General features: G+C 69.5%; 19 protein-coding genes and 2 pseudogenes. 10 read left to right on the top strand and 11 right to left on the bottom strand.

Translation table 11 applies throughout. The annotated features are described in order from the left end of the window. Nucleotides 1–290: 290 nt before the first annotated feature. The 4 genes and pseudogenes from IG08_RS0124245 to IG08_RS0124230 all read right to left on the bottom strand — a co-directional run bounded on the left by IG08_RS0124245 (nucleotide 291) and on the right by IG08_RS0124230 (nucleotide 3,890). Nucleotides 291–1,220: a DUF2637 domain-containing protein gene (locus IG08_RS0124245; protein WP_043455014.1), complete on the bottom strand. Its 930-nt coding sequence runs from the start codon at nucleotides 1,218–1,220 to the stop codon at nucleotides 291–293. Between the two features lie 315 nt (nucleotides 1,221–1,535). Next, a complete protein-coding gene (locus tag IG08_RS0124240; protein WP_052424856.1) occupies nucleotides 1,536–2,174 on the bottom strand; it encodes a hypothetical protein in 639 nt (212 codons plus the stop codon). A 179-nt stretch (nucleotides 2,175–2,353) separates the two neighbouring features. Beyond that, nucleotides 2,354–3,039: pseudogene (locus IG08_RS54420) on the bottom strand (zinc finger domain-containing protein). A gap of 23 nt (nucleotides 3,040–3,062) precedes the next feature. After that, nucleotides 3,063–3,890, bottom strand: coding sequence for a hypothetical protein (locus IG08_RS0124230; protein ID WP_030606061.1), 828 nt, complete (start codon nucleotides 3,888–3,890; stop codon nucleotides 3,063–3,065). A gap of 542 nt (nucleotides 3,891–4,432) precedes the next feature. Between IG08_RS0124230 and IG08_RS61510 the strand changes: the two are divergent. The 5 genes and pseudogenes from IG08_RS61510 to IG08_RS0124210 all read left to right on the top strand — a co-directional run. Next, nucleotides 4,433–4,673 (top strand): annotated as a pseudogene (locus tag IG08_RS61510) (helix-turn-helix domain-containing protein); the annotation flags it as partial. Between the two features lie 551 nt (nucleotides 4,674–5,224). Next, nucleotides 5,225–5,431 (top strand): helix-turn-helix domain-containing protein, encoded by a 207-nt coding sequence (locus IG08_RS0124225; RefSeq protein ID WP_030606059.1) that lies wholly within the window; start codon nucleotides 5,225–5,227, stop codon nucleotides 5,429–5,431. Nucleotides 5,432–5,597: 166 nt separating this feature from the next. Further along, nucleotides 5,598–6,584 (top strand): tyrosine-type recombinase/integrase, encoded by a 987-nt coding sequence (locus tag IG08_RS0124220; RefSeq protein WP_234342962.1) that lies wholly within the window; start codon nucleotides 5,598–5,600, stop codon nucleotides 6,582–6,584. Nucleotides 6,585–6,940: 356 nt separating this feature from the next. Beyond that, a complete protein-coding gene (locus IG08_RS0124215; RefSeq protein WP_030606056.1) occupies nucleotides 6,941–8,773 on the top strand; it encodes a TerD family protein in 1,833 nt (610 codons plus the stop codon). Nucleotides 8,774–9,235: 462 nt separating this feature from the next. Then, complete coding sequence (locus IG08_RS0124210; RefSeq protein WP_234342961.1) at nucleotides 9,236–10,225, top strand: hypothetical protein; 990 nt, start codon at nucleotides 9,236–9,238, stop codon at nucleotides 10,223–10,225. A gap of 346 nt (nucleotides 10,226–10,571) precedes the next feature. On the opposite strand, the gene IG08_RS0124205 is transcribed toward IG08_RS0124210, so the two are convergent. The 7 genes from IG08_RS0124205 to IG08_RS63385 all read right to left on the bottom strand — a co-directional run bounded on the left by IG08_RS0124205 (nucleotide 10,572) and on the right by IG08_RS63385 (nucleotide 17,485). After that, entirely contained in the window at nucleotides 10,572–11,333 is a 762-nt protein-coding gene (locus IG08_RS0124205; RefSeq protein ID WP_030606052.1) for an SDR family NAD(P)-dependent oxidoreductase, read from the bottom strand. Beyond that, nucleotides 11,330–12,130 (bottom strand): SDR family NAD(P)-dependent oxidoreductase, encoded by an 801-nt coding sequence (locus tag IG08_RS0124200; protein WP_052424855.1) that lies wholly within the window; start codon nucleotides 12,128–12,130, stop codon nucleotides 11,330–11,332. Before IG08_RS0124200 ends, IG08_RS0124205 begins: the two co-directional genes overlap by 4 nt. Nucleotides 12,131–12,165: 35 nt before the next feature. Then, complete coding sequence (locus IG08_RS0124195; protein WP_030606049.1) at nucleotides 12,166–13,665, bottom strand: gamma-aminobutyraldehyde dehydrogenase; 1,500 nt, start codon at nucleotides 13,663–13,665, stop codon at nucleotides 12,166–12,168. After that, nucleotides 13,665–14,738 (bottom strand): proline racemase family protein, encoded by a 1,074-nt coding sequence (locus IG08_RS0124190; protein WP_030606047.1) that lies wholly within the window; start codon nucleotides 14,736–14,738, stop codon nucleotides 13,665–13,667. The genes IG08_RS0124195 and IG08_RS0124190 overlap by 1 nt, the downstream gene beginning before the upstream one ends. Further along, entirely contained in the window at nucleotides 14,738–15,655 is a 918-nt protein-coding gene (locus IG08_RS0124185; RefSeq protein WP_030606046.1) for a dihydrodipicolinate synthase family protein, read from the bottom strand. Before IG08_RS0124185 ends, IG08_RS0124190 begins: the two co-directional genes overlap by 1 nt. 62 nt (nucleotides 15,656–15,717) lie before the next feature. Beyond that, nucleotides 15,718–16,962: an NAD(P)/FAD-dependent oxidoreductase gene (locus IG08_RS0124180; protein WP_030606044.1), complete on the bottom strand. Its 1,245-nt coding sequence runs from the start codon at nucleotides 16,960–16,962 to the stop codon at nucleotides 15,718–15,720. A gap of 16 nt (nucleotides 16,963–16,978) precedes the next feature. After that, nucleotides 16,979–17,485 carry a proline racemase family protein gene (locus IG08_RS63385; RefSeq protein ID WP_030606042.1) on the bottom strand — a complete coding sequence of 169 codons (507 nt, stop codon included), beginning with the start codon at nucleotides 17,483–17,485 and terminating at the stop codon, nucleotides 16,979–16,981. 533 nt (nucleotides 17,486–18,018) lie between these two features. Between IG08_RS63385 and IG08_RS55935 the strand changes: the two genes are divergently transcribed. From IG08_RS55935 to IG08_RS0124150, 5 genes are all read left to right on the top strand, one after another. Next, entirely contained in the window at nucleotides 18,019–18,891 is an 873-nt protein-coding gene (locus IG08_RS55935; protein WP_030606040.1) for a transporter substrate-binding domain-containing protein, read from the top strand. A gap of 34 nt (nucleotides 18,892–18,925) precedes the next feature. Further along, nucleotides 18,926–19,741 (top strand): amino acid ABC transporter permease, encoded by an 816-nt coding sequence (locus IG08_RS0124165; protein ID WP_078655713.1) that lies wholly within the window; start codon nucleotides 18,926–18,928, stop codon nucleotides 19,739–19,741. A 5-nt stretch (nucleotides 19,742–19,746) separates the two neighbouring features. Further along, the gene (locus IG08_RS0124160) at nucleotides 19,747–20,553 is read left to right on the top strand and encodes an amino acid ABC transporter ATP-binding protein (RefSeq protein ID WP_052424853.1); all 807 of its coding nucleotides are present in this window, start codon (nucleotides 19,747–19,749) and stop codon (nucleotides 20,551–20,553) included. 190 nt (nucleotides 20,554–20,743) lie between these two features. Continuing rightward, entirely contained in the window at nucleotides 20,744–21,133 is a 390-nt protein-coding gene (locus tag IG08_RS0124155; protein ID WP_030606036.1) for a PPOX class F420-dependent oxidoreductase, read from the top strand. A 48-nt stretch (nucleotides 21,134–21,181) separates the two neighbouring features. Then, nucleotides 21,182–21,895 carry a GntR family transcriptional regulator gene (locus tag IG08_RS0124150; protein ID WP_052424852.1) on the top strand — a complete coding sequence of 238 codons (714 nt, stop codon included), beginning with the start codon at nucleotides 21,182–21,184 and terminating at the stop codon, nucleotides 21,893–21,895. Nucleotides 21,896–21,945 lie beyond the last annotated feature (50 nt).

Raw genomic sequence — 21,945 nt, 5'->3', positions numbered from 1 at the left:
CAGTGAAGCCCTGGCGGCTTGCTTGAGCCGGATGCGTTGAAAGGCGCACGTCCGGTTCTGAGGGGGCCGGGGCCCAGAGATGGGCCCCGGCTACCCGACGTGCCGTTCAGGCCGGTGATCATCTCCTGCTGGGGGGTGGGGAGTTCGTGGCGACGTGGGTCGTGCATGGGTGGTTCTCCGTGGGGTGCTGGTTTCGGGTGCTTCGCTGTGCGGGGCCCCATGTCCCGGGCTTGTCTGCCCGGGGCACGGGGTGAGCAGGAAGGGTGGGGCGATCGGCGGGTTTGCGGGGGTCAGGCGGTGCCGACGGGGGCTGTGTCGAGTTCCCTCTGCCCCTGGGAGGCGGCTTCGTCGAGTCCGCCTTGAGGCTCGGCCTCGAAGCCGTCGTACGCGACGGGCTCGGCCTGGCCGGTGCGTTCGGCCTGCAGCTGGTCGCGCAGGGCGCGGGCGCGGCTCTGGCCGATCCGTAGTTCGCTGCGCAGGCGCTCGGCGGTCAGCCGGTCGTCGCTCCAGTCAGCGGTCAGGAGTCGGGCCTCGTCGAGGACTTCGGCGTCGGTGCGGGTGCGGTCGGCGGTCGACTTGGCGGTGGCGGGGACCCGACTGGTCGCCCGACGCGGGGCGGCTTTGGTCGAATCCACTGCGGCGGCCGACCGGGGTGGTCGGGTAGAGGGGGCCGACTCGGCGGCCTCGGTCGGCCTCGTCACGGGCGTCTCGGCGGCCTTCATGGGGGCTGACGCGGTCGGCTGCTCGGGGGCCGATTGGGCCTGGTCAGAGTTCGACCATGCGGCATGCTCGTCGGCTTGCCGATCAACTGCTTCGGCAGAGTCAGCCGACTCGGGGTTGTAGTGCAGGACCTTCGCCACGAGGTCCGACCCGAAGTAGATCGACCCGACCGGGAGCGAGGTCGCCAGCAGCACAAGGGCCCAGTTCGCCGGGTCCCAGTCGGTCAGTCGGCCCCATCGGGTCGGCATAGTGTGCAGGGCTGGGGTGAGGCCGTGCACGTAGTTCAGCAGGAGGCTGGCGATCGTGTAGGTCGCCAGGACCCGCAGCGCGAACTTCCGGTCGGTATCGGGCAACACGAGTGTGGCGATCAGCGCGAGGGCCATCAGCCCGTCGACAACGATCGGGTAGAACAGGGCGGCGGTGGTGTCGGCGCCGATGGCGCGGGCCACGTCGGACAAGGCGTTCCACGAGACCCGGAAGGCCATGAGGACCACAGCCATCAGGCCGACGACGAGGGTGAAGCGTGCACTGCGGTTCGCGCGATGGCTCCCAGCGTGTACGGCTGCGCTGCGGCCGAGGCGAGCGCGGAGCCGGGTGATGCGGAAGCGGAAGCTGCGGTCGCCGGCGACGGCGGCCGGGGCTATCGGGGTGGGGGAGGGCAAGTCAGATATCTCCAAGGTGGGGAGTACGAACCGAGAGCAGCGAGGTTGGGCTGGTCGAAATGGCCTGAGCGGCAGCCAGTTCTCCGGCGCAATGAGCGGCTGCGCGTGTGCTCACCACGTCGTGTGCACGGTGTGGGCGCCGGTGCGGATGCCTCACTCAGGCCGATGGATGCCAGCTGGTGGGCCCGAGGGGGTGGACAACGGCGCGGTGGTGGGCTCCTGGCTCGTCTTCGGGCTCTGTTCGACGATGCCGAGGCGAGCCAGGAGCAGTGCGCGGATGTCGCGTCCCGCGGCGTCGGGGCTGTGGCGAGGCTGGTCGAGGCCCAGGGCCTGGCGCCACAACGCCGCGGCCATCACCGGGCCGAAGAAGGCGCCCACGGTGCCGCCGACGGGGCCGTACTCGGCGTAGGCAGAAATGCTCAGCACGGCTGCGAACACCCAGACCAGGACACCGGCCGCACCGGCCTCCCGTCGTGGTCCGCGCAGGTTCTGGCGGGCGATCAGCGCGGAGGCGATCAGGGCGAGCTCGCCGGTGGCGAAGAACACGGTGCGCTCGACCGTGTCGTGCATCCCGAGGTAGTCGCCGCCGAACCGCCAACTGGTGACCGCGCTGCACGCGGTGCACGCCACGGCCGCAATCACCGACACGACCATCGTCATCGAGGTGCGCCGGGGGCGCTCAGACGATCCGAGTCGGCTGCGCCAGAACAGCATCACCACGATCGCGACCTCGACAGCCGCCAGAGCGGTGACCGCCAGGAAGCCGGCGTCCATGTGCGGGAACGTGGGCATCAACGGGAGCCTCTGAGCATCAGGGCAGGGGACATCAGGGCGTAGGTGGGCATGGGAAAGGTCTCCAAGGAAGCCGTCCGGACATGGCGTTGGCGCTGCCGACGGGCGGTGAAGGTGGGCATTGGGGGATGGTGGAGGGGCCGCTGGTCAGGCGTCGGCGCCGATACGAAGGCCGCGGGTCACGCGGCTTGTTGCCGGGCTAGCTCCGCCACAGCGAGCTCCACGCGCGTGGGGTGCGGGGTCGTGCGGGTGCGTTGCCCCGGGCGCGGCCGTCGAGCCCTAGGCGCCTGCTGCGGCAGGGCTCACCCTCTCCGGCGTGGCACCACCGGCACGGGACGCTGAGAGCGTCGGGCTGACCGGTGGCTACGGCAGCTTCGCGGGCGGCGCGCGCGGGTCGGTAGGGGGCGAGTGCCGCGCGGACGGCCGGTGGGATGGATGATCCGATGGCGGCGAGGCGGGCCTCGACGTCCGGGTGCGGGCCGCCGGTGAGCTGTCGGTGCGTGGAGGGTGCGGCTGTGCCGGTGGCGACGGCGTGCCGTGTGCCGAGCAGTTCGGTGCGCCAGGCGGCAGGGTTGTCCGGGTCAGCGATCGGAGTGGGATCGGTGTGCCGGGCCAGGCGGTCGCGTCGGTAGGCGCGCCACTTGCGGGCGACGTCCACCGGGAGGATCGGGTACGGGGATTCCAGGACGTGGGTCCGTATCGTCTCGCGGACGTCCCAGCCGTGGGCGGTGGTGAAGGGCACGTCGTGAAGCAGCTCGTGCCACTGAGCGATCTGGTCACGGGCCTCGCCCGTGCCGGGGCGGGCGGTGCGTGGATCGAGGCGGCCGATGTAGGCCAGGACGGCGGCGATTTCGTTTCGTTCCAGGGTGGTTGCTCCGTTTCGGTCGGTCAGTCGAGGGCGGCGAGGAGAGCGGCCATGTGCGCCTCGGCACGGGTCATGCCGGATGCGGGGGCCGGGGTGCCGCCAGGCAAGGCGTACAGGTTCGGGCGGCCAGGGGTGGGGGTGTGCTCCCGGGCGATCCACGCGCGCCAGTCGGCCGCCCAGGCGGTGGCGGGGCGCGGCGGTGACATCGCTCGGTACGAGCGCCACTTCTCGTCGGCGGCGTGCAGGGCGTTCTCGCCGAGTCGGTCGAGGTGGCCGTGCTGCTGCAGCCAGGCCCGGGTGGCGTCGTCGATCCCCCACTCGGTCGCGGAGATGAGGGGGACAGAGCTGCTGCTGCTCTTACCGTTCACCTTCGGTTCCCTACTGTTCTGGGGGTCGGAATCCGAGCCTCCTGAGTGCCGGATTCCGGTACCCCCCAGGGTCGGATTCCGTTCCCCGGGGTCGGAATTCTGTCCCCCTTCCAAGGGGTCGAGAGGGCCGGATTCCGGCCCCCGAAGGGTCGGAATCTGATCCCCGAGAGGGGCCGGATTCCGGTCCCCTTCGGCGGCCCGTTCGGCGAGGAATCGGGCGGCGGCCGGGAGGCGGTAGTACGTCTCTCCGCGCGGTCCCTTGCGGCCGACAAGCTGCTCCAGCTCGCTGCTGGTGATCAGCTTGCCGAGGGCGTCGCGCACGGCGGTGCGGGAGGCGTTCGCGCGCTTCATGAGGGTGGGCAGGGACGCGTACGCGATGCATTGACGGTCGGGGCACCGGTCGGCGATCAGCGAGAGGACCATGCGGGCGGTGCCCTTGCTGTGGCTGTGGTTCCACACCCATTCGCGGGCGTCGTGGCTCATTGGGTGGCGGCTCCTGGGGCAGGTCGAGGGTGCGGAGAGCCCTCGTCGGGCAGTGTGCGGGGGAGGGAGCGCAGTCCCCGGCGCTCGAACGTGTCGAGGGGGGCGCGCAGGTGGATTCCTTGGCTTCGGCATTGACATGCCGGGGTTTCCCAAGCACCGCAGGGGCAGCGTCCCGAGGTGCGTAGCCAAGACAGCCACATCAATGCCGCACAAGTCCAGCATTCTGCCGGGAAATCAGACAGCTGACGGCGAACGCACATTGCGCGGCATACGTAAAACAGTAAACCCGGATTGGCCGTTGCCGAAATCGGCTGCCTGCCGGACCGAGCCAGAAGGATCACATCGGGAAGCTGTTGACCGCTGCTGCGGCCCAAGCTACAACACAACACCCCACGTCAGAGCGCATCTACGGTCTGGTGCAGCCAACACATGACGGGTGTCCGGAACCTTTCCCGGCGGCAATTCCCGGTCACGCGCCGGGCGCAACATAGACGACGATCGCCGGTTAACCAAACCGGCGAATGGGAGCTACAACTGAAGTCATGGCAGCACGACCCCCGGGAATCGGTCCGACCGGAATACGGACCGCCCACACCATCGAAAATCTCCGTACCGAACGCGGCCTCGTCCGGCGTCAGTTGGCCGATCGCGTGCCCCTTCAGCCACCCGATGTCCAACACGAAGCTCTCCCACATCGAACGCGCCCAGCGCCGCTGCGACGTCGACGACCTCGTCGCCCTCGCCCAGGCACTCCGCGTCTTTCCCCTTGCCCTGCTCCGGGGGGGGCGACCCCCTTCGCGAGGTCGAGAAGCGGGGGCGTCGCGGGTCCGTTCCCGCAGTGCCGCCGCTCTTGAGCGGATCCCGCTGGGGCTTGTAGCACCCATTCCCCGGTTACCGAAACCGGTGATTCTCCAGATGGTTGAGGTGTCCATCGGGGCCTGCCCCTCTGCCCCACACACCCATCCGCACCTCAGCCAAAGGAAGAACGGGAAGTGCCTGCTGTCCATCACCCGCCCCATCGCAAGACCGACCGCCGACAGGTTCGGCTCCGCCTTCGGCTTCCTCGGATCGCCCGTTCTGGTTCGTCCTGAATCCTCCGAGCGGTGAGCTCAGTCCGGGGCTCCGCTTGAAGCACGGAGTGGGCTGCCACCCGCTAGCTCCGTGCAACACCGGCCTTCGTGCCGACGATGCAGTCACTCCGTCGCGTTGTGACGCCTCACTTCTCTGACAAGGCCCGTCGGCTTTCCCCTCGACCGGCCGACAGCCCGCCTGCCCACACACGGCGCTGCTTCCGGGCGCTTATCCCTCCTCAATTGCACCGTCAAGGACTCCCCATGCCTGCCCGCCTGCTGTCCATTCCCGCCGTCGCCTCCGCCCTGGACGTCGACCGCCGAACCGTCTACCGCTTCATCGCCGCCGGCGACTTGCCGGTCGTCGATCTCCGTACCGGCCCCGGACGTTCCCGCGTACGTGTCCCCGCCGCCGGACTCGAAGAGTTCATCAGCAGCAGGACCGTCACCCCGCCCATGGCCCGCCGCTGACCCCGCGCCCGTTTCCGCATCCCTCGGCAGCTGAACAAGGAGTAGATCCACGTACCTCCGGAAACTGGCATCCGGCAACTGGCAGGCGACCGTACGCAACCGGGCGGGAGACCGGTTCAGCGAGTCGTTCCCCCTCAAGGCGCAGGCCCGCGCCTGGGGCGCCGATATGGAGACCCAGTTCGCTCGCGGCGCCCTGCGCGACCCGCGAGCGGGCGAGATCTCCTTCAGCGACTGGCACGACCGGTGGTGGAACGCCCGCGTCGTCGAGCCCCACACCCTGCGAGGCGACGCCTCCTCCATCAAGAACCATGTCCTGCCCTACTGGGACGGCTGGGAGATGCGGGCCATCACCCGCATGGACATCCAAAGCTGGATCCGCGCCCTGGTGGAGAAGGGCGCGGGAGCCTCCGCGATCAAGAGGGCGTACAACCTGACGTCCTCGATGATGCGCGCGGCCGTCGACGACGACATCCTCGCGGTGAGCCCCTGCCGCAACATCGATCTGCCGGCCATCGCGGTCAAACCGCCGCAGTGGTTCACCCTCGACCAGGCCCAGAGCATCCTGGACGAACTGCCCACCGCATGGCGGACGATGTGCCTGCTCGGCTTCTACACCGGACTGCGCTGGGGCGAACTCTCCGGCCTGCACCGCCACCGCATCGATCAGCGGCGCTCGCGGCTGTTCGTCGTGGAGGTCAACACCCAGAGCGGTATCAAGGAGTACCCCAAGAGCTCCAGGAGCCGCCGGGAGGTCCCGCTCCCGCCCCACGTCCTGGAGGCCCTCGAACGCCACATCCACCGGCTCGACCGTGACGCCGTGGTCTTCACCACCATCACCAAGGGCCGCTCCGGGCGCCTCCTCGCCGACAGTAACTGGCGCACGCAGACTTGGTGGCCCGCCGTCGAAGCCGCCCACTACTTCGACACCGACGGCGAGCAGCACCTCGTCCCGCACTACCCGCCGCACTCCATGCGCCACACCTGCGCCTCGTGGCTGGTCCAGAAGGGAGTCTCGCTCTACGAGGTCCAACACCTCTTGGGCCACGAGAGCTTCCAGACCACCCAGCGCTACGCCCACCTGCAGCCGGACGCCCACAAGGCCGTCCTCGGTGCTTGGGAACGTCTGGACGCTCCGCTGACCATTGCTGCATAAACGTTCCTTCGCCCCGTCCTCCATGGACGGGGCGAAGGAACGTCCATAGGCGGGGACGCGGCCGGGCCTACGGGCACCGGCGGTCGTCGGCGCGTGGGTAGCGGCAACGGTCCCAGTCAAAGTCTGTTTCCTGAGTGAACAGTGCGAGTGTTCACTGGGTGGACACGGCTTCCGTTCACTCAGGAAACGGCCGGCACCGAGGCCAACTCCACAGAGCACCGGCTGTCCGCCTTTGGGATGGCTCTCCGTTACAGATCCACCACGAACGGCGCCCGGTGCGTGCGAAAATCCCACTGGTCGATCATCACCGTGGAGAGGGTGTGCTGCCCGCCGCACCCGGGGGAGGGGAGCCTCGTATGGTCCTGCTGTCGTCGAGCGCGAAGTGGCCCACCCTGCCTGACTACTTCCACGACTGGGCGCTGGTGGACGTGGAGACCTCCGGGCTGAGACCCGGCCGGGACCGTGTCCTGTCGCTTGCGATCCTCACGCTGGATGCACACGGCAACCAGACAGGGGAGTTCTCCACCCTCCTCGACCCGGGCTGTGACCCCGGGCCGGTGCACATCCATGGCCTCACCCGCGACCGTCTCGCCGGTGCTCCCACCTTCGAGGAGATCGCGCCGCAGGTGGGGGCACTGCTCAGCAGCCGTGTCCTGGTCGCGCACAACGCGCAGTTCGACTACGACTTCCTGGCCCATGAGTTCGCCCATGGCCGTTCCTGGGTGCCGGTGAGCAGGCGGTTGTGCACGCTGGCTCTCAACCGCCTGGTCGGGCCCGCGACCCCCGATCTCAAGCTGGGCACGCTCGCCGCGCACTACGGCGTGCGTCAGGAGAGGGCCCATGACGCGCAGGACGACGTACGGGTGCTCTCCGGCATCCTGCGCGGCTCGCTGGACGCGGCCGAGCAGTTGGGCCTGTCCCTGCCGCTCCTCGACTGCCCGCCCCCCCAGGACTACAAGCCGTACGTCCCCAAGACGCCCTGCGCGTACCGCAATCCGGGCCGCCTCACGTCGGGTGGGCCGCTGGTGCAGGGCATGAAGGTCGCCATCACCGGGGACACCCGGGTCTCCCGTGAGGAACTGGTTGCCCGCTCGGTTGCGGCCGGGCTGAACATGATGACCTCGGTCAGCGGCCAGACCAGCGTCGTTGTCACCAACGACCCCGGCGCGGCATCCGGGAAACTGCGTCGCGCCGCGACCGAGGACGTCCCGCTCGTGGACGAGTCGACATATCTGCGACTGCTGGAGAGTGTGCAACCGGGCCAGGCCAAGGGGATCGCTCGGCAGCGTCGTGCGGCGGAGACACCTACGGGCGCACCCGCTGCACCGCCTGCACCGACGATGAGTGTCCCGGCACAGCGGGCTGCTGCACCGACCGTGTCCACTGTTACGGCGGACCAGTCGCTCGCCGGGCGCAGAGTCCTGGTCCTGGGCGGCACCCACGACGAGGCCGCCGAGGCACGTGCTCGTGCCGTCGCCCTTGGTGCCTCCGCGGCGGTCAACCTTTCGGCCAGCGTGTCCGACGTCGTGGTGCTGCCCGGCGGCGAGACCGACCGGCGCATGACTCGCATTGCCACCCTCGCGCTCTGTGTCCACGACGCCGACTGGCTCCTCGTGCCCGCCCTCGTGCCAGCGCGGAGCGCGGCCGGGGACCAGCGGGACACGGCAGAGGTGCTGGTCCGAGGCGCCGTCATCGACCTGTCCGAGACCGTCACGGCCTGGACGGTGGCCGCTGCATGGCGTCAGCAGACCGTCTGCGACGTGGACGTCGTCGCCTTCGCGGTCGACGCACAGGAACAGGTAGCAGGAGACGAGGACTTCGTCTTCTACAGCGCCCCTGAGCACCCCGACGGCACCGTGCGCCTCGCCACGGACGGCCCAACTGAACAGGCCGTTACCGTCGACCTGGAGCGATTGCCCCTGGAGATCCAGAGGGTCGTCATCGCCGCCGCGATCGACGGTGCCGCGACCTTCTCCGACGTCGGAGCCATCGAGATCACCGCCACCTGCGGAATCGGCGCGGCCCCGACCGCCCGGGCCACCCTCGACGCCGCCACCACCGAGCGCACCATGATCCTCGCCGAGCTCTACCGCCGAGGAGAGGGCTGGCGACTGCGTGCCGTCGGGCAGGGCTACGACCACGGCCTGGCCGACCTCGCTCGCGGCTACGGCGTCGACGCCGTCGAATGACCGACGGGTTTCCTTGAGCAGGGCCGGGCCCTCAAGGAGCTTTCACCCGTACGTGTCATTGCAAGGGGCCATGGAGCGGTGTGGGCTGCTCCCATGCATCGCTGGTCCCCCTTGAACGAACGGCAGTGCGCACTACTTGGCCGAATAGCCGACGGCGAGGATCCCGGAGGCTGGGCACCGGGTGAGTGGCGGTCGGCCTACGCGTTGCGTGACCGGGGGCTGTTGACGGTCAGGCGCGGCGAAGACGGAACGCGTATACAGGTCACCGAGGCAGGGACGTTCTATCTCCGGAACGGCCATCACCCGGACCATCCCGCGCGAGTCAGCAGTCCGACAGAGGACGCGCCAGGTGGAAAGCCATCGACTGCTCCGACGCCGTACAGCGAGCGCCCTGTCGCGCGTGCGCGACGTGCGAAGGCGACCGAACTCGTCGAACGACTCGTGGCCGAAGGGCGCGTCATCGTGAGCGATCCCGATGAGGACGAGGTCACGGAGTGGCGTCGCGTCATCAACTATGCGAAGCGGCACGGTCTGGAGCCCCAGGGCAAGCGCATCGAGAAGACGAGCTTCGGCCGGAGCGGACTGGAGATGTACTTGGCGACGGGCCCGCACGTCAACTCGCGGGGGCAGGCGCCGAACAACGCGCCGCAGGTCCGGGTCCCGGCGCAACTACGCTCGCCGCACCCGGTGGTCATGGCACTCCGGGACAACGAGCGGCTCACGATGCCGTCCGCACTTCGCCGGCGCACGCTCCTTCTCCTCCAGGGCCTGGTCGGCGAGGCCGTGCGACGTGGATACAAGGTGAAGGACAGTCCGGCCCGCTCATGGCGAGCGGGCGAAGTGGATGTGGTCGTCGACGGCTTCACCTGCACGGTCACGATTCAGCAGGAGTTCCCCCAGTCCGAAAATCCGGAACGCTGCGGAAAGCTCGTGATCGAGCTCCCCTACAACCGGTCAGGTCGCCAGCGCCGCTGGGGCGATCGAAATCGGTGGGTCGTGGAGGACGCGCTGGGTGCGGTCCTCAAGGAGATCGAGGCCCGGGCTGTGGAGGATGCACAACGCAAGGTGGACGAGGAGCGGGCCAAGGCGGACCGTGAGGTTCGGTGGAAAGCGGCCATGGTGGAGGCAAGGGAGCAGGCCGTACAGGCTCAGTTCGCCGAAGTGCTCCGTGAGCAGGCCGGGGACTGGCACGAGGCGACGCTGCTGCGCGCGTACTGCGACGCACTGGAGCGCCGACTCGTGAACGTCGAAGACGCGGACCGGTCCGACACGGGCGCGTCGAGGCTGTGGCTGGACTGGGCTCGACAGTACGTTCAGGCCCTTGACCCGCTCAGCCGGCTACCGGTCATGCCGAACCTCCGCGAGCCGACACCGGACGATCTCAAGCCGTACCTGAAGGGCTGGAGCCCTTACGGCGCTGAGCCGCGCCGCTTCGGCTGGGATTCTCGGTGAGAGCGCCCGTTCGGCCGGCCGCTGCTCTGGCTGGTCGTGACGCTCGTTTGACGCTCCAGGCACCCCAGGGGCCTTCGAATCGCGCCAGAAACTGCCCCTGACCTGCTGTGATGCCCGGCCCCACGCCTGCTGACATGATTCCGATGACGCATCACATGGAGTGTGTGGCGATTCTGGAGCCTGCTGCAAAGGGCTCTTGACCTGTGATTTCGTCGATGGCTGGGCGGTTGGACCCGAACGAGCATCACGACGGCGCTGCGCCGGACCCCGAACAGCTGGCAGACCGATCCCCGGCGCAGTCGTACGGTGGGTCCCTCCACTCCACGCCGCTACCACAGGCCACGTCTCAGCGGATGTAGTCCGCGCCGGTGATGTCGATCGTGGCGCCCGTCGTATGGCGCGAACGGCCGGACGCCAGGAACACGATCATCTCGGCCACGTCCTGCGGCGGGGTGACCTCGCCCAGTGGCACGCTCGCAGCGTCTGCTGCACCTGCCTCGGCGAGGTCCGTCGCTACCCACCCGGGTGCCACGGAATAGGCGAGGACACCGTCGGCCGCGAAGCCCCGGGCGATGCCCTTCGTCAGGGCCAGCAAGCCTGCCTTGGCGGCGCCGTAGGCCAGGTGTTCCGCGTCGTCCCCGCGGTGTGCGGAACGGCTGGACACGCTGATGACGATGCCTCCGCCGCGCTCACGGAAGTGCAGCACCGCGTTGCGGCTGAGGTCTGCCGGGCCGGTGAGGTTGAGGGCCAGGTTGTCGGCCCATCCCTGGCGCCACCCGGTCGGGTCTTCGAGCGGCGATCCGAGCCAGGCTCCCGCGTTGTTGACCAGGACGTCGATGCGGCCGCGCCAGGCCAGGGCCTCCTGCCACAGGGTCTCCGTCTCGCCCGGGTCCCGAAGATCGGCGCGGACCAGGGATCCGCGGTCTCCCAGGCGGCGTTGGAGGTCGTGGGCGGCCTGGTCACTGCTGGCCCAGTGCGCTACGACGTAGGCGCCTTCGCGATGAGCGGCGAGTGCGGTCGCCCGGCCGATGCCGCGCGACGCACCGGTGACGAGGACCGTCTTTCCGGCAAGGAGGAGGCCGGCGGGGGAAGTTGTTCCGCTGCTCATGCGACCGCCTGCGCTCCGGTGATCTCGACGACGGATCCGCACATGTACGGCGCCTCGTCCGAGGCGAGGAACGCGACCAGCGCCGCGACCTCCTCCGGTGTCCCGACGCGGCCGAACGGCACCAGGGAGTCGAGGTCGGCGACGGTGCGTCCGGTCCGGGCGAGATGCGCCTCCACCATCGGTGTCAGGATCTCTCCCGGGCACACGGCGTTGACCCGGACGCCCTGGTGGGCGTGGTCCCGGGCGAGGCTGCGGGTGAAGGCGACGACGGCGGCCTTGGTCACGTTGTACGCGATGTGTCCCGGCGCCGGCTGAAGGCTCCACTGCGAGGCGGTGTTGACGATGGCACCACCGCCACGGGAGGCCATGTGCGGCAGCGCCGCCCGGCACAGGTGGAACAGCGGGTGCACGTTGATGGCGAAGCTCGTCTCCCAGTCCTCGGCGGAGAGGGCGAGGAGATCGCCGCGCCGGTTGACGCCGGCGTTGTTCACCAGCACGTCGAGGTGTCCGTGCCGGGCGACCACGTCGTCGACGGCCTGGTGGCATGCGCTCGCGTCGGCGAGGTCGAACTGTGCGACCTCGGCCGTCCCGCCCTCTCCCGTGATCTCCGAGGCGACTGTGTCCGCCGTGGCGCCGTCGACGTCGCAGACCACGACGGTGGCCCCCTCGCGCGCCAGACGCCGGGCGATCGCGGATCCGATACCACCGCCCGCGCCGGTGACGACACAGACCTTCTCCCGGAAGCGGGAAGCCGTCGAAGCCGTCGAAGTGGCCGCAGCAGTCGGCGAGTCGGTCATGACACTCCCCTTCGGGGGTTCAGTCCTTCGGGGGTTCAGTGGCTGGTGAAGATCGTGTCGTGCCAGCCCTTGTGCGAGGCACCGGTGATGTCCGAGATGACGTGCTTGACGTTGGTGTACTCGTCGAAGGAGTAGGCGGACATGTCCTTGCCGAAGCCGGAGGTCTTGTAGCCACCGTGCGGCATCTCGCTGATGATCGGGATGTGGTCGTTGATCCAGACGCAGCCCGCCTGGATCTCCCGGCTCGCGCGCCCGGCGCGGTAGACGTTGGTCGTCCAGGCGGACGCGGCAAGCCCGTACGGCGTGTCGTTGGCGAGGCGGAGCGCCTCGTCGTCGCCGTCGAAGGGCAGACAGACGAGGACCGGGCCGAAGATCTCCTGCTGCACGATGGCGGAGTCCTGTGCGGCGTCGGTGATGAGGGTGGGCTCGTAGTAGGCGGCCCGGCCGAACGGCCCGTCGGGGATCTTCCCGCCGCGTACGACAGTGGCACCGGAACGCCGGGCGTCCTCCACCATGCCCGCGACCTTGTCGCGCTGCCGGAGGGAGATCAGGGAGCCCATGTCGGTGGCCGGGTCGTCGACCGGGCCCAGGCGTACGGCGTCCATCAGTTCCGCGACGCGGGCCACGAACCCCTCGTACAGCGGCCGTTGGACATACGCGCGCGTGGCCGCCGTACAGTCCTGGCCGGCGTTGATGAGCGCCCCCGCCACCGCACCGCGGGCCGCGGCCTCCAGGTCGGCGTCGTCGAAGACGACGAAGGGGGCCTTGCCGCCGAGTTCGAGGTGGACGCGCTTGACCAACCCGGCTGCCTGCGCGGCGACTTGACGGCCGACCGCGGTGGAGCCGGTGAAGGAGACCATGGCGACGTCGGGGTGTGTGATCAGCGCCTGCCCGGCGACGGGGCCGGTGCCGGTGACGATGTTGATGACACCGTCGGGGATGCCCGCCTCCTGGGCCGCCTCAGCGAACATCACCGAGGTGAGCGGGGTGAGTTCGGACGGCTTCAGCACGATCGTGTTGCCCGCGGCGACGGCGGGCAGCACCTTCCACGCCGCCATCTGCAACGGGTAGTTCCAGGGTGCGATCGAGCCGACGACGCCGATGGGTTCGCGGCGGATCGTGGAGGTGTGGTCGCCGGAGTACTCGCCGGAGGCGCGGCCCTCCAGGTTGCGGGCCGCACCGGCGAAGAACCGGACGTTGTCGATGGTGCCGGGGATGTCGAAGCCGGTGGTCAGCCTGATCGGCTTGCCGCCGATACGGCTCTCGACCGCGGCGAACTCCTCGGCGCGCTCCTGGAGTTGATCCGCCCAGCGCAGGAGCGCCTCGGAGCGTTCGGCGGGCGTGGTGCGCGACCAGTCCGCGAAGGCCTCGCGGGCGGCGGCGACCGCCTCTTCCACGTCCTCGACGCCGGCCAGGGTGTCGGTCGCCAGGACCTCCCCGGTGGCCGGGTTGGTCACCGAGAACTCCTCGCCGGACGTGCCGGGGCGGCGCTTGCCCGCGATGTACTGCGTTCCGGTGGTGTCGGGGGTCTCCATCAACGCTCCTGTTCGGCGGCGCCCCACAGGTCGCCAAGGGTGTAGCCGTGCGGGAAGGGGTCGGTGTCGTCCAGGACGTACTGGTTGAATCCGGTGATCCAGCCGCGTCCGCTGATCGTCGGCAACACCGCCTCGTACGGCCCGACTTGGGTGGTGTCGAGCAGCGTGCCCGTGAAGGTGGTGCCGATGATCGACTCGTGGACGAAGGGGGTGTCCAGGGCGAGTTCGCCCCGTGCGTGCAGGGCGGCCATGCGGGCGCAGGTGCCGGTGCCGCAGGGGGAGCGGTCCAGGGAGCCGGTCCAGGTGGCCGGGTCGGCCAGGTCCACCTCGCCGTTGGGCAGGACGACGGTGTTGCGGCCGGAGACGCCGGGTGTGGGCGAGGGGCCGTGGATCATCGTCAGGGCGATCTGGGCGATGCCGGGGTTGAGCGGATGACTGACCGGGAACTGCTGCTGGGCCGCCGTACGCAACACCGCTCCGGCGCGGGTGAGTTGCTGGGCCGAGGACCGTTCCAGGGTGACGCCGAGGTCGGCGGCGCGGGCCTGCACGAAGAACTGGCCGCCGAAGACGATGTCGACCGGGACACGGCCGTACTCGGGCAGGTCCAGTTCGTGGTCGAGGGCCACCACGAAGGCGGGCACGTTGGCGAAGGTGACCCGGGTGGCCTTGCCGCCGGACACCTCGGCGCGGACCCGGACCAGCCCGACCGCGGTGTCCACGGTGAGTTCCGTGACCGGCTCGCTCACCGGCACCGCGCCCGTCTCCACCAGCGCGGTGACCGCGCAGATGAGGTTGGAGCCGGACATGGGGCGGAAGCCGCCCTGCTCCAGCACCACCAGGCCGAAGTCGGCGGCCGGGTCGGCCGGGGGCAGCACCAGGGCGCCGCACAGGGCCGGGTAGCCGCGCGGCTCCTGGAGCAGCAGCCGGCGCAGGTCGTCGAGGTGCTTCTCGCAGTAGTGCAGCCGCTCGGCCATCGTGGCGCCCTTGACGCGCAGATGGCTGCCGATCAGCACGCGGCCGGGCTCGCCCTCGGCGTGGACGTCGATGGCGTGGACACGGCCGTACGAAGGCATCAGGCGGCCACCCTTTCGTTCGCCACGGCGACTCCGGCGGCGATCAGCAGGTCGCGGAACTCCTCGACGTACTGCGGGGCCAGCGGCAGCACCGGCCGGCGGGTCGGGCCCGCGCTCGCGCCGACCAGGTCGAGGCCCGTCTTGATGCCGCAGGCGTAGTTGTGGGACTCCAGGAACTGGCAGATCGGGAAGATCTTCGCCCACAGTTCGCGCCCGGCGACGAGGTCTCCGCGGACGGCGAGGGCGTCGTACAGGTCGGCGCACAGCCGGGGGATCACACTGGCGGTGCCCCATACGCCCGCCTTGGCCCCGCTCGCGAGCGCGGCGAAGGTGAGGGTGTCCCAGCCGTTGAGGGCGGTGATGTCCTGTGCGTGCTGCTGCTGGACGGCGGTGAACCAGGTGAAGTCGCCGCCGGTGTCCTTGTAGGAGGTCACCGCGGTCTCCCGGGCCAGCTTCGCCAGCTCCTCGGGCGTGAGGCTGACGCCGGTGGCCGACGGGATGTTGTAGTACATGATCGGGATGTCGATGGCGTCGGACACCGTGCCGAAGAAGCCCAGCATCTCGTCGAAGGTGGGGGCGTCGTAGAACGGCGGCACGATCATCACGGCGGACGCGCCCGCCTTCTCCGCGTGCACGCTCAGCTCCACGGTGTCCGCCGTGCTGAGCGCGCCCGTCCCGGCCACGACCGGGACACGTCCGGCGGCGGCCTCGACGTACACCTCGGTGACCCGCTTGCGCTCGTCGAGGCTCAGCGTGGTGAACTCGCCGGTGCTGCCGCCGGGCACGAGGCCGTGGATGCCGCCGCCGATGATGTGCTCGGCCTGGCGCCGGATGCCCTCGGCGTCGACGGCGGAACCGTCCGCGGTCAGCGGGGTGACGACGGCGGCGAGGATGCCGGTGAACTGGGGGGCGCTCATGAAGGGACTCCTGAGATCAGTATGGGGGAATCAGTCGGAAGGCAGCCGGAGACAGCGGCCGGTCACCGGCGGGCGAAGCGGCGCGGTGAGACGGCGTCGGCGACGGACGGCAGGCGGCCCGTGGTGATGGCCTCGGTGATGATCTCGGCGGTGGCCGGAGCGAGGGTGAGCCCGAGCATGCCGTGGCCCGAGGCGACGTAGACGTTGGGCAGGGGATCGAGGCGGCCGATGATCGGCAGGCCGTCCGGGGTCATCGGGCGCAGTCCGGCCCACGGACTCGCTTCTCCCGGCGGGTTGCCCCAACCGGTGAGCGAGTCGGCGGCCGCCTGCTTGATCGCGGCGATGCGCCGGGGGTTGATGTTCTCCTCCAGGCCGCCGAACTCCATGGTGCCCGCGAGCCGCAGGAAGCCGTTCAGCGGCGTCACCGCGACCCGGGCGTCCTCCAGCGTGAGGGGCGTGCGCAGCGGCACCGGGGAGGGGGAGTAGTCGACGCTGTAGCCCTTGCCCGGCCGGATCGGCAGCGGGACACCGAGCTGGGCGGCCATCTTGGCGGTCCACACGCCGCCGGCCAGCAGCAGGGTGTCGCCCGTGTACTCGCCCTTGTCGGTGAGCACGCCGGTGACGGTGTCGCCCTGGCGCAGGAAGCGGCGTACGGGGGTGTGTTCGTGGATCTCGACGCCGAGTTCGCTGCACCGCTTGAGCAGGCCCTGGGTGAGGGAGTCGGGCTCGACCTGGCGGTCGTCCGGGAAGAACAGACCGTGCTTGATACGGCTGTTCAGCACCGGTTCCCTGGCCTGTACGGCGTCCCCGTGCAGGTGCTCGGCGACCATGCCGAAGCTCTCGAAGACGTCGAGGGAGGCGAGCTGCTCCTCGTAGCGTTCCCGCGTCTCGAAGGCCAGCAGGACGCCCGCCTTGTGCATCTCGAAGGCGATGCCGTCCCGGGTCCAGTCGTCGAGGAGGTCCATGGTGCCCTCGGCGAGGCGCAGGGTCGTCTGCAGACCCTGGCGGAAGTCGCGCGCGGTGCAGTGCCGGGCCATGGTCAGCATGAACTTCACGAAGGCGGGGTTGAGCGAGGGCTTGACGTAGAGCGGGCTGTCCGGCTTCAGCATCCACTTCAGGGACTGCAGGATCACGCCCGGCGCCGGCACCGGGCCGCTCTCCGCCAGGGCGATCTTGGCCGCGTTGCCGTGCGAGGCGGCGGAGCCCGCGCTCCGGGCGTCGAGAACGGTCACCTCGCAGCCGCTCCTGGCCAGCCGGTAGGCGGCGGCCAGGCCGACGGCGCCGGCTCCCACAACGATGGTCCGCATGGGGTCGTGTACCTCCTTACAAGGCTTCGAATGATCCGGGGCACGGGTTTCGCCCCGACGCGGTCAGACCTCGGGCTCCCAGGGACGTCCCACCACGAAGCCGTTCCGGAACGGATCTGTCGGATCGAGGACCAGCTGGTCGAAGGAGGTGATCCAGGCGCGCCCGGAGACGCCTGGTACGACGGCGTCGTACGGCCCGACCACGGACGGTGAGGCGGGCGGAGGTGCCCGTGCCGCACGGGGAGCGGTCGATCCGGCCGGCGAACACCGTGTTCGTGATGCCGGGGATCAGCGGGTTCTCCGGGTGGCTCACCCGGCCGAGACCGGGAACGTCCAGGTCCGCGGACTCGTGGTGGACGAAGGAGGGCTGGTGGACCAGCTTCACCCGCCGCACCTTGCCGTCGGCGCACTCGCACCCGAAGACGCTCTCCCCGGGGACCGGCCCGACCCCACCCACGACTACCTTGCCGGACTCGCCCTCGGCCCGCGCGTCCACGACGTTCACGGCACGGCTGAACCTCATGGGCCTTCCTTTCGAGATCGCAGATTGTCAAACAATCGGCGGCTGGGCTGACGCTAGACCGGGCCACCCGGCGCGGTCAATGCCCGGAAGTGAATGAATCGACCGGCCCGGCGCGGTCGTAGACCCATTTCGTGGTCCGTTCGTGCGGGCCGAGTGTCGTGGCGCCCGACGTCGGCAGCGGCTTCGGAATCACGCTTTACGGCCAGGTCAAGGCCCTGTTCGTGTCATGGGCGCCTGCTGTCGCGGGCCGCGGTGCCGATTGATCGCCGCATCGGAACATCACGATTTCGGCTATTGACACGGCGCAGCGGCGTTCCTAACCTTCCGGCACATCTTGCTGCGTGTCTGACAATCTACGGCGCGACTTCCTACCGGGAGCGCTCCGTCTCAAGGGGCATCGCCTGCGGCGGCGCCTTCCTCGTCACCTGAGCCGTCGGCTCACCCACCGCCGAGCACAACGCCGCGCGCCCCGGACCGACGGAATCCCCTGCCGCACCCTGCACCACTCAGCCTCTAGCACTGGAGCACGAGCCATGGCCCTCACCAAGCAGAGCAGGTACACGTTCTACGTGGTCGGAGTACTCATCCTGGCCTGGCTGGCCGGCTACTTCGGCGGGAAGGCCGGCTCGGACGGCGGCTCGACCGAGACCGTCGCCAGTTCGGGTGACTCCGCCAAGGCCGCCTGGGTCGACAAGATCAAGAAGGCGGGCGTGCTGCGGGTCGGCTGCGCCGACGCCCCGCCGACCATCGTCGTCAAGACGGACGGCACGTGCACCGGACCCGACCTGATCCCCCTGCAGAACTTCGCGGACGGCATCGGTGTGAAGGTCAAGACGGTGGCGACCACCTGGCAGAACATCGTCGCCGGACTCCAGGCGGACAAGTACGACGTCGCCGCCGACCTCGACCAGACCGTCGAGCGCAGCCTCGCGATCCGGTTCACCCACGGCTCATGGTCCTACCCGGGCGTGTTCCTGGCGCAGCGTGACAGCGACTACGGCACCAGCAAGCAGATCCTCGACGCGAACAAGCCCATCGCCACCACGCAGGGCTCCGCGCTGGACGCGGCGCTGCAGCAGGCGGGCGCCAAGGAACTGCGGGTGGACACCTACCAGAACGCGGCCGCCGGTGTGAAGGCGGGCAAGGCCATCGCCATCTTCGCCGACCTCGGCACCGCCGTCGACATGGCCACCAAGGACAAGTCCCTCGGCATCGTCGTCCCCAACCCGGCGATCTTCGTGCACCACGTGGCCTACGGCGTCCCCGCCGGCATCGACGCCCGCTCCATGGACATCCTCAACGTCGCGATCGACAACTCGGTGGCCAGCGGCGAGATCGACCGCGCCTTCGCCGAGGCCGGCTACCGCGACATCGACGCCCTCGGTGACCTCGAGATCAAGTCCTGACCGGGTCTCGCCGACCTCCCGGAGGTAGTCCGCGATGAATTCAGTGAATCTCGCCTACGAATTCGACCTGAGCGTCATCGGTCCCTCGCTGCCCACCCTGCTGGACGGGCTGTGGCTGACTCTGAAGATCTCGACGGTCGTGATCCTCGCGAGTGCCGTCCTCGGGTTCCCCCTCGCCGTGGCCCGCATGTCGAAGATCGAGGTCATCCGCTGGCCGGCGCAGCTGTACATCGAGGTGTTCCGATGTACGCCGCTGCTGATCCAGCTGCTCTGGGTGTTCTACGCCCTTCCCGCACTCCTCGACATCAACCTGCCCGGCGAGCTCTCGATCATCATCGCGCTCACCGCACACCTGACCGCGTTCATGTCCGAGACCTACCGCGCGGGCATGCAGTCGGTGCCCGTCGAGCAGATCGAGGCGGCGCACATGCTGCGCCTGAACCGGGTGCAGATCCTGCGGCACATCATCGTGCCGCAGGCCTTCCGCCAGCAGATTCCCACGATCCTGTCCCTGAACGTGAGCATGTTCAAGGACACCTCGCTGGTCTCCGCGCTGGGCCTGGCCGACCTGACCTTCCAGGGCAACATCCTCTCCAGTCAGACCTACCGGCCCATGGAGATCTTCACCATGGTCGCCGTCATCTACTTCGTGATCGCCTTCCCCGCGACCCTGTTCACCAGCTACATCGAGCGGCGCCTGCTCACCAGCGGTTCGCGTGGTGCCCAGCCGCCCACGTCGGGGCTGCGCGGCACGCTCGCACGGCTGCGCCCCGGACAGCGGCCACCCGCCGTGCCCGACCTGGCCCTCAAGTCCGTATCCAAGTCCGCACTCAAGCCGGAAGGTGTCTGATCACGATGACAGAGACCAACCCGACCCTCGACAAGACACCGGACACCGGTGCGGACGCGGAGCTCGACGGCGCGTTCGTGCGTACCCGCGGTGTGAGCAAGTCCTTCCACGGCCGCCCCGTCCTCAAGGAGGCCGACTTCCGGATCGGCAGCGGTGAGATCGCCGTCCTCATCGGCAAGAGCGGTTCCGGCAAGAGCACCCTGCTGCGGGTGATCGCCGGTCTCGAGGAGCCGGACGCCGGGGACATCGACCTCGCCGGCCAGGCCGTCGTACGCGACGGCGAGTACACGGAGGAGTGGAAGGAACTCCGGGGCCAGATCGGAATGATCTTCCAGAGCTACACCCTGTGGCCCCACATGAACGTCCTCGACAACCTCACCATCGCGCCCCGCCTCGCTCTCGGCGAGTCCAAGGCCCAGCTGCTGGAGCGGGCCGAACGGGCCCTGACCGAGGTGGGCATGGCACAGCACCTGCGCAGCCGCTGCACCCAGCTGTCCGGTGGCGAGCGTCAACGGGTGGCCATCGCGCGGGCGTTGATGATGCGGCCCCGTCTGCTGCTGTGCGACGAGATCACCTCCGCGCTCGACCCGCCGGTGGCGGCCGAGGTCCTCGGCGTACTCACCAAGCTGAAGGAGGAAGAAGGCATCGCCTGCGGGATCGTCACCCACGACATGGCCTTCGCGGCCCACGCCGCCGACCGTATCTGCTTCTTCGAGGACGGTCTGATCAAGGAGGACGTGCCACCGGACCGGGCCTTCAACGATCCGCAGACACCCGGACTCCAGGCATTCATCGACGCCGTCCGCTTCTGAGCGTCCCCGGCGGCTGATCCGGATCGGCGGCTCCGCCCACCGCACCGGGCCGGTCCGGACTCCGCTGCGCCGGCCCGGGCGGGGCCGTGCGCGGTGGCAGGCCCCCGTACACCCCTCCCCCCGGGGCCTGCCACCACCCCTCCCGGAAACTCTCCCGGACACTTCGTCTCCTACCGAAAAGGTCACCGACATGCCCCAACTCACCGAGCTGGCACGGAAACTGGCCGCCACGCCCAACTTCGCGACACTCGCCACGATCGGCAAGGACGGTCTGCCCCAGCAGACCACGGTCTGGGTGAAGGCCACCGGCGACGGGATCGCCTTCTCCACCGTCGAGGGCCGTGTGAAACACCTCAACCTGCTGCGCGACCCCCGCGCCAGCATCCTGATCACCGACCGCGACAACCCCTACACCTACGCCGTGATCCGCGGAGCGGTCACCATCACCCGGGACGGCGGGCCGGAACTGATCGACGAGCTCTCCCACAAGTACGAGGGCAAGCCCTGGCAGGAGACCGCGACAACGCCCAGAGTGGTCGTCACCGTCAGCGCCGAGCGCGTCACCGAGTACGGCGGCTGATCACCCGCCCGGCGGCTACTATGTGGTCTGACAATCTGCGGAGGACCCATGAGCGACCACGCCCCCCAACCGGCCACCGGGCCCCGGCCGGTCAGCAACCAGACCCGCCGCGATGCCGTGGTGAACGAGTTGCGGAGGGCCATCCTGGCCGGAGAGCTGGGACCGGGGCAACGGCTCCGGGAGGTCCAGATCTCCCAGCAGATGGGAGTCAGCCGTCCCACCCTGCGTGAGGCCGTCTACCAGCTGACCCACGAAGGACTTCTCGAACAGCAGCCCTACCGCGGAGTCGTCGTCACCGACATCGACGAGAAGTTCATCACCGACGTGGCCGCGGTCCGGGTCGCCCTGGAAAAACTGGCCGCCAGGGCCCTGGCCGACGATCCCGACGGCTCCCGGAAGGCGACGCTCCGGCGCAGCTGGGAGGAGTACCAGGCGGCCCACGCCGCCCAGGACCCGGACCGCCTCCACCAGGCCCACGTCAACCTGCACTGGACGGTGTGGACCGCCTCCGAGAACACCATGCTCGAACGCCTGTGGCCCACCGTGGAAGCCCAGATCAACATCGCCATCATGGTCGACGAGAGCACCCGTTCGGATCCCGACCGCGCCCTGCACGTCCATGAGCGGCTCATCGAGGCGATCCTCGACGGCGACCCGGACACCATCGATGCCGAGGTGGAACGCCACACCATGGCGAGCGCCGGCGAACTCATCGAGATGCTCGCCGAACGGAAGAAGCACACCCACGGCCCTGTCGCCTGAGAGGCAACCGGGCTCGGCGCAGCACACCTCCCGATACGCACCGCCTCCCG

Origin of the sequence: Streptomyces fulvoviolaceus (assembly GCF_000718165.1) — a bacterium.
Classification (GTDB): domain Bacteria; phylum Actinomycetota; class Actinomycetes; order Streptomycetales; family Streptomycetaceae; genus Streptomyces; species Streptomyces fulvoviolaceus.
This window is presented reverse-complemented; position numbering and strand designations above follow the sequence as displayed.